We start from the raw sequence: 11,983 nt of genomic DNA on the forward strand, positions 1-11,983 counted from the left end.
TAAGCAAAGATTACCTTATAATAAGAGTAAATTATAGATGAGGAGCTATTCATTATGGGAAAGTTTCAAGTAATTGATCATCCATTAATTCAACACAAATTGACTATTATCCGGGACAAGGAATGTGGAACAAAGGTATTTCGTGAGGTAGTTGGTGAAATTGCCAATTTAATGGCTTATGAAGTATCACGCGATATGCCTTTAGAGGATATTGAAATTGAAACACCAATTGAAAAATCAGTTCAAAAAACATTGTCAGGTAAAAAAGTAGCCATTGTTCCGATTCTGCGTGCTGGAATTGGGATGGTTGATGGAATTCTAGAATTGATTCCTGCTGCTAAAGTTGGCCATATCGGTATGTTTCGTGATGAAGAAACATTGGAGCCTCATGAATATTTCTTCAAAATGCCTGATGATATTGACAGTCGTCAATTATTTATTGTTGACCCAATGCTGGCAACTGGCGGGTCAGCCATCATGGCGATTGATTCTTTGAAAAAACGTGGAGCTTCAAATATGAAGTTTGTTTGTTTAGTAGCAGCTCCAGAAGGTGTGAAAGCATTGCAAGAAGCGCATCCTGATGTGGATATTTATACTGCTTCCTTAGACGATCATTTAAACGAACACGGCTATATCGTTCCTGGTTTGGGCGATGCGGGTGACAGGTTATTTGGCACTAAATAAAAAAATTCAGTGATCCTTTAAGGATCACTGAATTTTTTTCATTTGTTTATAGTTAATTACTACAACCCCATTGGAGTGATTGATTAATTCACCGTTTTTGGCATTTTCATCTAACTCCACTACAGCAGCGTTTTTTAGCTGCTTTGTAATAACACCCGTTTGAGGTTGATTGCGAATAGTGAACATTACGTGTGTCTCAACAGGAAAATCTTTTCCTGCTTCTGAAGGGTCAATCTGCGTTATCATTTTACCAAATGTTGCCATGTAAAAAATTCCCCCTTTTCTTGTACCCCTTAATTATACCACTTTTTTTAGAAATTTTCATGTAACCGCTTTTCGAAGAAGTTTGGGCTTTACATTTTGTTAAAAGTTTTCTATAATTTCAGTTGTATTCATTGAGCCAGCTTAGCTCAGTTGGTAGAGCAGCGCACTCGTAACGCGCAGGTCACAGGTTCGATCCCTGCAGCTGGCATATGCGGAAAACGCCGTCATATTAGTCTTTTCGCTTGAATAATGACGACGATTTTCTATGGTTTTTCACAAAAGAATAAATAGTTGTTGCGTAATTGCTTCAATCAAAATTAGTCGATAATCCTTTTTACAGGGTTATCGACTTTGTTTACGCCATTGTTTAACTAATTAGAGAGGACTTTACTAATGAAAGTGATGCTAAGTAAACCGGCTATTTATCGATTAGTTATTTTGGCCTATATGATTGCTATGACCGTTTTTGCTAATCCATTTTCATTTATGTCTTTAAATATTTTTTTAGCATGGCTGCCAATTGAATTTGGCAATTTAGTAATACGTATGCATACAAAATGGAAATATGTTTTTGGAGGCTTTTGGCTCCTATTTTTTCCCAACATCCCTTATTTGTTGACTGATTTGCTGCACTTAGAAGTACTAAATATCTATCAAAGTGGAGGCTTATTTCAAAATATTCCTAAGGATTGGCTGCTGTTTCTTTTGTTAGTTGTGCCGATCTTAATTATGGTCACTGTGGGTATGAGTCAGGCTATACAGGTGATAAACCAATTATCAAACAGTAAAAAATATTTTTGGTTTTATCTGACTATTTTAGCAGCTTTGACGGCACTTGCTATTTACATCGGACGATTTGACCGTATCCATTCTATAGATTTAATCATCCATCCCTTGTCGACATTGAATTTATTATTAGGGAACTGGGGAACAGGAAAGCTGCAATTTGTTCTTGTATTTATTATAATCCAGCTGGTGATTTGGCTATTACTGAAGGAAGTTATACAAAACAAAAAAGAAGACTAAATTTTTTACAAAGTCAGCTGAGCTGACTTTTATTTATGACAAGAAGCGTCTATAATAAGCAAGTATATTGTTGGAAAAGGGATGAGATATGGATACGCTAAAAAGAAATAAAGACAATCGTATTGATTACGGAGTTATCTTACCGGTTTTCCTACTTTGTCTAGTTGGTTTACTTTCCCTCTATGTGGCGTTGACACACGACCCGAGAGATCCAAATATTTTTCGCGGCATCGCTATGCAAGGTCTATGGTATGCATTGGGTGCTTTAGTAGTAGTAATTATTATGCATTTGGATGCAAAGTGGTTATGGCGGATAACGCCGTTCTTGTATGTTATTGGTTTAGCAGTAATGTTGGCATTGCTGCGATATTTTGATCCAGAGTTGGCAAACTCAACTGGCTCAAAAAACTGGTTTAGAGTTGGTACAATGACCTTCCAGCCTTCTGAATTGATGAAAGTTGCCTATATTTTAATGATGGCACTGATTATTACTCAACACAATTTGAAAAACCACCTTCGTACATTGAAGACTGATCTTTTTTTAATCGGTAAGCTGTTCTTAGTCACCATTCCTGTACTAGTGCTAGTAATGATGCAAAAAGACTTCGGGACGATGCTGGTTTTCTTGGCGATTTTTGCAGGAATGTTTTTAATGTCCGGCATTTCTTGGTTGATTGTGGTTCCAAGTATTTTAATTGTAGCTGTGTTAGGAACGTCCATCATTTTATTAGTAACAACGGATTTTGGTCGAGAATTGTTGACGCATGTTGGATTCAAAAGCTATCAATTTGCCCGGATTGATTCCTGGTTGGATCCGTTTCATGATCCGCAGGGGCAAAGTTTTCAATTGGCTCATGCTCTGATGGCCATTGGCTCCGGTGGAATGTTTGGAACAGGCTACAATGTGAGCAACGTTTATGTGCCAGTTCGTGAATCGGATATGATTTTTAGTGTTATTGGCGAGAACTTTGGTTTTATTGGTGGAGCATTTGTGATTCTATTGTATTTCATATTGATTTATCGCATGATTCGTGTATGCTTTGATATGAATAATGAATTCTACGCTTATATCGCAACAGGTATTATTATGATGATTTTGTTCCACGTATTTGAAAATATTGGTGCGAATATAGGATTGCTGCCTTTAACAGGTATCCCGTTGCCGTTCATCAGCCAAGGAGGCTCATCTATTTTAGGGAATATGATGGGGATTGGTCTGATTTTGTCAATGCGCTATCAAACTGCGAAGAAGCTGGAAAATAGGAGGACTCGTCGTGTATAAGTTTTATGAATATGCTAAATGTTCAACTTGTAAGAAGGCCAAAGCATGGTTGACTCAGCAAGATGTTGATTTTGAAGTAATTGATTTGATTACGCAGACTCCTTCAGCGGAAGAACTTGAAGTTTTGATTGAAGCATCAGATTTGCCTTTACGTCGCTTTTTTAATACAAGTGGTATGAAATATCGTGAACTAAATCTTAAGGATCAAATAAATGACTTGACGATTCAAGAAGCAAGTCGTATATTGTCTAGCGACGGCATGTTGATCAAACGGCCGATGATTGTCAAAGACGGAAAGTTTTTGATTAATGGTTTCAATGAAGACGTATATGAAGGAGTATTTAAATAAAATGACACATTTAAAGAAAAAAGATGGATTATGGGTTTTGCACAATGATAAGGATTTTTGTATGGGATTAACAAAAGAAGTGCAAGATGAATTAGGCGAAGTTTCATTTGTCTCTTTTCCAAAAATTGGTCAAATGGTAAAAGCTGGCGAACCATTTTTAGAAGTTGAAGCGGAAAAAGCAGTGAGTGAATTCAAAAGTCCGGTAACAGGTGTAGTTTCTTCGATCAATGAAAAGGCTGAAAAGGATCCCGCTGCATTGAGTACAGAAGATGAATTGGATGCTTGGGTACTATCTTTCAGACAAGTAGATATTGAAGAATTCGAAACACTTTAAGAAAAACAGCAAAATGAATTGACAGACAAATTTCAAATTTGTTATAATCCTCTCATATCATATGAGAAAGCAATGAAAAGAAGAGTACATCTGATAAGCGTTTTAAGAGAGTCCCACCAAGCTGAGAAGGGATAACGAGCATGAGATGGAAGATGGTCTTTGAGCAGAATTGACGAGCAGCAGTGAGTCAGTTACGGGAGTGCCCGTTATAGCACCACAGTATGCGGATGAGCACGTTCAAGTACTGGATGAGGTAATTGTCGTGAGGCTATTACAAACATAGGTGGTAACACGAAAGTTGAGCTTTCGTCCTAAGTGTACACAGGTACATTTAAGACGGAAGCTTTTTTATTTTTTCAAAGGGGGAAGAAACGATGGCATTAATCGAATTACGCCAGGTTGAAAAAACCTTTTCTGGCAAGGGGGGAGAAATATACGCTGTAAATGGTGTTGATCTAACAGTGGAACCACGAGACGTTTATGGCATTGTTGGTTATTCAGGTGCTGGCAAGAGTACTTTGGTACGATTATTAAATGGGTTAGAAAACGCAACAAAAGGTGAAGTGACGATCAAGGGCGAAGATGTAGCGAAGCTGCAGGGAGCAGATTTGCGTAATTTCCGTAAGAAGGTTGGGATGATTTTTCAACATTTTAATTTGTTGTGGTCTCGAACTGTAAGAGAAAATATCCAATTGCCCTTAGAATTAGCTGGTGTAGCGAAAGAACAAAGAAAACAAAAATCTGAAGAGTTGTTGAAGCTGGTGGGACTTGAAGGTCGAGGAGATGCTTATCCTGCCCAGTTATCTGGGGGGCAAAAACAGCGTGTAGGGATAGCCCGAGCTTTAGCCAATGATCCCGACATCTTACTTTGTGATGAAGCAACCAGTGCGTTAGATCCTCAAACAACAGAAGAAGTTTTAGATTTACTAGCAGATATCAATGAAAAATTAGGGTTAACAATTGTGCTGATTACGCATGAAATGAATGTTATTCGAAAGATTTGTAATAAAGTTGCTGTAATGGAACAAGGAAAAATTGTTGAAGAAGGATTGGTTAAGGATGTCTTCCGGCATCCGCAACAGGAAGTAACCAAGCTGTTTGTTCAACAAGAGCTAGAACCAAAGGCAGATTCTACAGAGTTAGTTAAAGAATTTCTTAAAGAAAATCCTCAAGGTACTTTAGTTACTTTACACTTTGTGGAAAATAATGCTGGAGAACCAGTGGTTTCTCAAGCAATTCGAAAATTTCAAGTGGATATAAGTATTGTTTATGGGAATATTGAACGCGCTGATGGTAATTCGTTTGGTACATTAACTGTTCAAGTGACAGGTGACGAAAAAGAAGTTGACCAAGCACTTGCATTTATTCGCAGCCAACAGGTAGATGTGGAGGTGATTCATCGTGGATAAAAGTTTTAGTGAAACTTATTTGAATTTTGATCAGCTTGATCCAGAAACATTCCGCCAAGCCATTATCGATACATTGTTTATGACAATCACTTCCATGATATTAGTGTTCATTATTGGTTTGCTCTTAGGATTAGCTCTCTATACACTGGGCAGAAATAAAACGAACGGGAAAAGTTTGTTATACGGGATTGTTTCTATTATCGGTAATATTTTTCGATCCACACCATTTATGATCTTAATGGTACTGATTATTCCATTTACCAAATTGTTAGTCGGGACAATGCTAGGGGCCAAGGCAGCAATTCCAGCGCTAGTTCTTTCAGCAGCACCATTTTATGCTCGCTTAGTAGAAATTGCTTTTCGTGAAGTGGATAGTGGTGTGCTGGAAGCTGCAGACTCAATGGGAGCTAGCTACTTGGAAATTATTTATAAAGTGCTTATTCCAGAAAGCTTGCCTGCCTTGATTTCAGGGATCACGGTTACAACTATTACCATGATCGGTTTCACTGCTATGGCCGGTGCGATTGGTGCAGGTGGGTTAGGTGCGTTAGCGTGGCAAGAAGGGTATCAACGAGGCAACTATACCGTAACTCTTTTAGCGACAGTTATCATATTAATTATTGTGTTTATCGTTCAAGGAGTTGGCGACTTCTTAGCGAAGAAAACGGATAAACGATAAAAATATTGGAGGAAAATGAAATGAAAAAGAAATTATTAGGTTTAGCAGCAATTGCGTTAGTGACAGTTGGTTTAGCAGCTTGTGGTGGTGGAAGCAATAATACAACGGATGGCAGTAACGGAAATGATAAGAGCAACAAAACATTAGTTGTGGGAGCATCACCGACTCCTCATGCAGAAATTTTAGAACATGTTAAGCCGCTATTGGAAAAAGAAGGAATTGATTTGGAAATAAAGAAATTTGATGACTATATTTTACCTAACAAGTCATTAGCTGAAGGTGAATTAGACGCCAACTACTTCCAGCACAGGCCTTTCTATGAAAAAGCAGTAGCAGAAAATGATTATGATTTTGCCGATGTAGGAGCGATTCATATTGAACCAATGGGCTTGTACTCTAAAAAAATTACTGACATCAAAGATTTGAAAGATGGATCGACAGTTATTTGTTCAAATTCTGAATCTGATTGGGGCCGTGTTATTTCTATTTTGGAAGCAGCGGATTTAGTTACAGTGAAGGATGGAGTAGACATCGAGACCGCAACTTTTGATGATATTAAGGATAATCCTAAAAATCTAAAATTTAATTATGAAGTAAACCCAGAATTATTGGCCTCTACCTACAACAATGACGAAGGGGATTTAGTTGCAATCAATGCCAACTTTGCATATGGTGCGGGTCTAAATCCAATTAAGGATTCTGTTTTATTGGAAAGTGACAATTCACCATATGTAAACATTGTTGCTACTCGTTCAGAAGATAAAGATGACGAACGTATCCAAAAATTATTAGAAGTTCTGCATAGTAAAGATGTACAGGATTGGATTCTTGAAAAATGGGATGGTTCCGTAAAACCAGTAAATAATTAAGAGACAAAGTGATTAAGCACCCTTGGCAAGTTAGAGTGATCTAACAGTCAAGGGTGTTTTTTTATTTGGCCTGTAAAAATCATTTCAACTTTTTATTTGTTTAAAAAAACAAAACATAGATGAATGATATCGTTCATTGGATTTGAGCTAAAAGAGCTGTAAAAGACTTGTTTACCTAAAAACAGTCAAAGCATTGAACGATTTAAATAGCGATGCTATAGTAATCACAGATAAAAGAAACCGTTAACATAACTAGTGGGGAGGTAGTTTTAATGGATCTATCTAGGATGATGATGAATGATTTAGTTATTTTTGATGAGTCAATTCGTTCAAAGGAAGACTTGTTTGAGCGAATTGGACAAGTGTTAGAAAAGAATGGTCGGGCCACTAAGGCTAAAAAGATTGTAAAGGATTTATATAACCGAGAGGCTGAAATGTCAACTGGAATCGAGGATGGGTTTGGAATTCCGCATGCCAAAAGCAAGCATGTTTTAAAACCGACTGTGTGTTTCATTCACGGGGGTAGCATGACAGATTACCGTGGGCTTGATGATCAGCCTGTTGAATGTGTATTTGCTATTTTGGTTCCTAAAAAGGATTCTACCATGCATTTAGATATTTTGAGTAATTTGTCACGAAAACTGATGAATAAGGAGTTTAGAAACCGATTGAAGGCTGCTGCTGACTCAAAAGAAATTGTGAGCATCATCGAGAACAAAGCTAAAACTGCTTATTAAATTAGTCAAGAAAAACAACTTAAATAATTCTATGGGGAATTCTAACTAAAAAGTTTACGCACTTGAAAATACACATTGTTTAGAAAGAAAAGCTTAGCAAAGAAGCACGATGGAATAGCTACTACAGTTCAATAGTGCTTGGTGTAAGGGACTTAATCATATTTAGCTATAGGAGAAGGTCAAAAGGTATTTGTCATTAACGAATTTTAAAGGGATTCTATTAGATTGATTCTGCATTACCATAAGAAAATGGGAGGAATTATTATGAAAATCGTAGGAATTACCGCTTGTCCCACAGGAATCGCCCATACGTATATGTCAGCGGAAAAGTTAGAATTAACCGCTGCTAGTTTGGGGCATCAGGCGAAGTTTGAAACTCAAGGAGCCAAAGTTGAGAATGAATTGACAAAAGCGGAGATTGAAGACGCAGATGCAATTATTGTTGCTGTTGATAAGAATATTGATATGTCTAGATTTGTTGGTAGAGAGGTCAAACGAGTTTCAACTGGCAGAGCCATCAAAGAGCCGGAGATAGTTATCGAAGAAGCGTTAAGCAATCAAGGAACCATGCGGATCTCTTCAACGGAAAAAGTCGAAGCCAACCAACAAAAAGCCGGAATTTATAATCACTTTATGAACGGTGTCAATTATATGCTGCCATTTGTCATTGCTGGCGGAATTATTATTGCTCTAAGTTTTGCATTTGGCATTACTGCTTCAGATCCTAAGTCAGCTGATTATAATGTGCTGGCAGGTGCGCTTTCAACTATCGGTGGAGGCGCAGCATTTGCCATGATGGTACCTGCATTAGGAGCTGGAATTGCAAGCTCGATAGCTGGAAAGCCGGGGTTTGCTCCAGGGATTGTCGCTGGTTTACTTGCAGCAAACGGTGGTTCGGGCTTTTTAGGTGGGATGATTGGTGGACTATTAGCTGGTTATGTAACTAACCTTATAGCTAACAAGGTTTCTGTTAAAAAACAGTTTGCAGCTATCTATCAACTAATTGTTGTTCCTTTAGTTTCTATCCTAGTAATCGGATTAGCAATGGTATTTCTAATTGATCAGCCTATTGCTTGGGTCTTGAATGGATTGACTGCTTGGTTAAATGGACTTGGTAATACTTCTGGACTACTGTTTGGTCTGTTAATTGGTGTTATGATGGCCGCAGACATGGGAGGTCCGATTAACAAGTCTATCTCAACCTTTTCAATTGGCCTAATGTCGGCGGGGGTTAATGCACCGATCGCTGCTTGTATGGCAGCAGGAATGACACCACCTTTAGGATTGGCCTTAGCGACGATTATATTCAAGGACAAATTTACTAAAGAAGAACGGACCTCTGGACAATCATGCTGGATATTGGGTGCTTCTTATATTACCGAAGGAGCAATTCCCTTTGCAGTAGCCGACCCTTTTCGTGTCATTCCAAGTCTTATGCTAGGCTCAGCTACGGCTGCGGGTATTTCCATGTCTGCTGGTGTAACTTCAATGGCTCCTCATGGCGGTATTTGGGTAATGCTGATTCCTAATGTAATGAATAATCTGCCGATGTACTTTTTGGCTTTGGTGGCAGGAACAGTCGTAACTGCTTTATTAATCGGATTGTTAAAGAAAACTGTACCAATGGAAGAACCAGAAGAAAAATTAACTAACGAGGTGGAAGTGTAATGTTGTATACAATGAAGGATTTACTAGCTGTTGCCCTAGAAAATAAGTTTGCAGTACCTGCATTTAACATTTGTAGTTACGATATGATGAAGGCGATTATGGAAGAAGCTGAGGTTCAAAATGCGCCAGTTATCTTAGAAATTCATCCTGACGAAATCGCTTATTTAAATAATGAATTCGTAGCCGCAGTTCGAGAGTATGCACACAACAGCAGTGTTCCTGTAGTAATTCATATGGACCATGGCGGTACTATCAAGGATGTTATGCGAGCGATCCGTAATGGATACACCTCAGTGATGATTGATGCTTCAGCTCAATCATATGAGGACAACTCAGCTATAACTAAACAAGTCGTCGATTTGGCGCATAGTGTAAACGTCTCGGTAGAAGCGGAGCTTGGAACAATTGGTAACAATGGTTCAGCGGAAGGTGGTTCAGCCAATATTATTTACACTGATCCGGATCAGGCGGAGACCTTTGTAAGAGAAACAGGAATTGACACATTGGCTGTTGCAATTGGGACGGCTCACGGACTTTACCCCAAAAATATGACACCTAAGCTGAATATTGAATTGCTTAAAGAGTTAAACAAACGAATTGAGATTCCTTTTGTTCTTCATGGTGGTTCAGGAAATCCAGATTCGGAAGTAAGTGAAGCTGTAAAATATGGAGTAGCTAAAGTAAATTTAAGTTCGGATTTAAAAAGTGTTTTCTTTGACGCTTTGCGAGAAATTCTAACAGAGAATCCTTATATGCTGGAACCAGGAGATGTTTTCCCAGAAGCAAATGAAAAAGTAAAAGCTGTTGTACGCCATAAAATGGCCGTGCTTCAAACCATTGGCAAAGCTGATTTGTATTAACGAATCTTTCTATCGACAACCCTTTATTTAAAATAAAAAGGGTTGTCTTTTTTTTTCACTTAACGCTAAAATTGAAATAACCACTATGATGAAGGAGAAATATTCTATGCTAAGTGTTATTGAAGATCGGCAGCAGCAGATTGTCAATTACTTAAAGGTGAATCAATTTGCTCGTGTGGCTGATTTGATTGAACTAGTTAATTACAGCGAGGCTACCGTTAAGAGAGATTTGATTATGCTGGAAAAGACTGGTTTAATCCGCCGCACTCGTGGCGGAGCTATGCTCGTGGATAATAAAAAAATTGATGTGCCATACTTGATGAAAGTGACACATCTTGATGAGGAGAATAATAAGCAGTACATTGCAAACGTTGCGGAAACATTAATCAAGGATGATATGGTTATCTTTTTAGATTCTAGCACCACATGCCTGCATCTAATTAAAAATTTAAGCAAATTTGATGGGTTACAAATTATTACTAATGGCGTACTTACTGCGGTCATGTTAAGCGAGTTTACTTCAGCTCATGTTTCTATATTAGGCGGATCAATTGTACCTAAACGAGCAACAATCAATGGATCAAAGGCTTATAATGATAGCCTAACTTATAATGCTGATCTGGCCTTTATTGGCTGTCGCGGCTTGGATTTTGAACATGGAGTTACGGAAACGCATGAAGGTGAGGCGCAAATGAAGAAAGCCTTCCGCCGACAAGCAAATCAGTTAATAGTATTAGCAACTTCTGATAAGTTAGATCACAAATACATGTATCAGGGAATTGCTTGTCATGAGATTGATTATCTGATTACAGATCAGCCAATAACAGGGGAAAAAATAGAGAAACTGGCTAATCATCATATAAAGTGTTTGTATTGAGTAATTTACTGAATAAATTAGGCGAGATCTGATTTTTTGACTAAACCAAGAATAATTCTAAATAAACAGTAGTTTTCTTTAGAAAAGTGCTGAATTCATTTGAATTACATTCTCAATTAGTCTAAAATATGTGAGAACGAAAAAATATTTTGGAGGGAAATTCATGTCTGTTTTAGAGATTAAAGATTTGCATGTATCCATTGAAGATAAAGAGATTTTAAAAGGCGTAAACTTAACTATGAAAACGGGAGAAATCCATGCGATTATGGGACCAAATGGAACGGGAAAATCAACCCTTTCTGCGGCGATCATGGGAAATCCCAATTATGAAGTTACTCAAGGAGAAATCTTATTTGATGGAACCAACGTATTAGATTTAGAAGTTGATGAGCGTGCTCGATTAGGCCTGTTTTTGGCAATGCAATACCCAAGTGAGATTCCTGGTATTAGTAACGCAGAATTTATGCGAGCAGCTATGAACGCAGGTCGCAAAGAGGAAGACAAGATTTCAGTAATGAATTTCTTAAAAAAATTAGACGAGAAAATGGCCTTATTGAATATGCCGGAAGAAATGGCGGAGCGTTACTTGAATGAAGGATTTTCTGGTGGAGAAAAGAAACGGAATGAAATTCTTCAATTATTGATGATTGAACCAACCTTTGCTATTTTAGATGAAATTGATTCGGGATTAGATATTGATGCCTTGAAAGTTGTCTCAAAAGGAATTAATGCTATGCGTGGAGATAATTTCGGAGCGTTAATCATCACTCACTATCAACGTTTGTTAAATTATATTGTGCCTGATGTGGTTCATATCATGATGGATGGACGGGTAGTCTTAACTGGTAACTCGGAATTGGCTAAACGTTTAGAATCTGAGGGTTATGCTGGTATCTCAGCTGAATTAGGTATTGATTACAAAGAAGAAGTGTAGGAGGCAAGATA

Annotated in this window: 14 protein-coding genes, 1 tRNA gene and 1 other annotated feature; of the genes, 14 read left to right on the forward strand and 1 reads right to left on the reverse strand. The window is 37.9% G+C overall.

Features of this window, described 5'->3' with window-relative positions; translation table 11 throughout:
* The first annotated feature begins 54 nt into the window (after positions 1-54).
* The gene (gene upp, locus IGI46_RS09885; RefSeq protein ID WP_207704381.1) at positions 55-684 is read left to right on the forward strand and encodes a uracil phosphoribosyltransferase; all 630 of its coding nucleotides are present in this window, start codon (positions 55-57) and stop codon (positions 682-684) included.
* Between the two features lie 24 nt (positions 685-708).
* Here the strand turns inward: upp and IGI46_RS09890 are convergent, their stop codons facing one another.
* Positions 709-948, reverse strand: coding sequence for a hypothetical protein (locus IGI46_RS09890; protein WP_207704382.1), 240 nt, complete (start codon positions 946-948; stop codon positions 709-711).
* 135 nt (positions 949-1,083) lie between these two features.
* Here IGI46_RS09890 and IGI46_RS09895 point away from each other — a divergent pair.
* The 13 genes from IGI46_RS09895 to sufC all read left to right on the forward strand — a co-directional run bounded on the left by IGI46_RS09895 (position 1,084) and on the right by sufC (position 11,972).
* A tRNA-Thr gene (locus tag IGI46_RS09895) sits at positions 1,084-1,156 on the forward strand.
* A 185-nt stretch (positions 1,157-1,341) separates the two neighbouring features.
* Complete coding sequence (locus tag IGI46_RS09900; RefSeq protein WP_429963118.1) at positions 1,342-1,974, forward strand: DUF1361 domain-containing protein; 633 nt, start codon at positions 1,342-1,344, stop codon at positions 1,972-1,974.
* An 88-nt stretch (positions 1,975-2,062) separates the two neighbouring features.
* Positions 2,063-3,256 (forward strand): FtsW/RodA/SpoVE family cell cycle protein, encoded by a 1,194-nt coding sequence (locus IGI46_RS09905; RefSeq protein ID WP_429963119.1) that lies wholly within the window; start codon positions 2,063-2,065, stop codon positions 3,254-3,256.
* A complete protein-coding gene (locus tag IGI46_RS09910; protein WP_207704385.1) occupies positions 3,249-3,605 on the forward strand; it encodes a Spx/MgsR family RNA polymerase-binding regulatory protein in 357 nt (118 codons plus the stop codon). Before IGI46_RS09905 ends, IGI46_RS09910 begins: the two co-directional genes overlap by 8 nt.
* A 1-nt stretch (position 3,606) precedes the next feature.
* Positions 3,607-3,939 (forward strand): glycine cleavage system protein H, encoded by a 333-nt coding sequence (locus IGI46_RS09915; protein WP_429963120.1) that lies wholly within the window; start codon positions 3,607-3,609, stop codon positions 3,937-3,939.
* A gap of 63 nt (positions 3,940-4,002) precedes the next feature.
* Positions 4,003-4,256: a binding site (T-box leader), on the forward strand.
* A gap of 57 nt (positions 4,257-4,313) precedes the next feature.
* Positions 4,314-5,348, forward strand: coding sequence for a methionine ABC transporter ATP-binding protein (locus IGI46_RS09920; protein ID WP_429963121.1), 1,035 nt, complete (start codon positions 4,314-4,316; stop codon positions 5,346-5,348).
* On the forward strand, positions 5,341-6,027 hold the full coding sequence (locus IGI46_RS09925) for an ABC transporter permease subunit (protein WP_207704388.1): 687 nt from the start codon (positions 5,341-5,343) through the stop codon (positions 6,025-6,027). Before IGI46_RS09920 ends, IGI46_RS09925 begins: the two co-directional genes overlap by 8 nt.
* A 20-nt stretch (positions 6,028-6,047) precedes the next feature.
* The gene (locus IGI46_RS09930; protein WP_429963122.1) at positions 6,048-6,896 is read left to right on the forward strand and encodes a MetQ/NlpA family ABC transporter substrate-binding protein; all 849 of its coding nucleotides are present in this window, start codon (positions 6,048-6,050) and stop codon (positions 6,894-6,896) included.
* A 272-nt stretch (positions 6,897-7,168) separates the two neighbouring features.
* Positions 7,169-7,633, forward strand: a complete 465-nt coding sequence (locus tag IGI46_RS09935; protein WP_429963123.1) for a PTS sugar transporter subunit IIA — start codon at positions 7,169-7,171, stop codon at positions 7,631-7,633.
* Positions 7,634-7,897: 264 nt separating this feature from the next.
* Positions 7,898-9,301: a PTS fructose transporter subunit IIC gene (locus IGI46_RS09940; RefSeq protein ID WP_429963124.1), complete on the forward strand. Its 1,404-nt coding sequence runs from the start codon at positions 7,898-7,900 to the stop codon at positions 9,299-9,301.
* Complete coding sequence (locus IGI46_RS09945; protein WP_207704392.1) at positions 9,301-10,161, forward strand: ketose-bisphosphate aldolase; 861 nt, start codon at positions 9,301-9,303, stop codon at positions 10,159-10,161. The genes IGI46_RS09940 and IGI46_RS09945 overlap by 1 nt, the downstream gene beginning before the upstream one ends.
* A 106-nt stretch (positions 10,162-10,267) precedes the next feature.
* Entirely contained in the window at positions 10,268-11,038 is a 771-nt protein-coding gene (locus IGI46_RS09950; protein WP_207704393.1) for a DeoR/GlpR family DNA-binding transcription regulator, read from the forward strand.
* 163 nt (positions 11,039-11,201) lie between these two features.
* Complete coding sequence (gene sufC, locus IGI46_RS09955; RefSeq protein WP_207704394.1) at positions 11,202-11,972, forward strand: Fe-S cluster assembly ATPase SufC; 771 nt, start codon at positions 11,202-11,204, stop codon at positions 11,970-11,972.
* Positions 11,973-11,983 lie beyond the last annotated feature (11 nt).

Origin of the sequence: Enterococcus sp. AZ163, from assembly GCF_050498925.1 — a bacterium.
Taxonomy (GTDB): domain Bacteria; phylum Bacillota; class Bacilli; order Lactobacillales; family Enterococcaceae; genus Enterococcus_A; species Enterococcus_A ferrettii.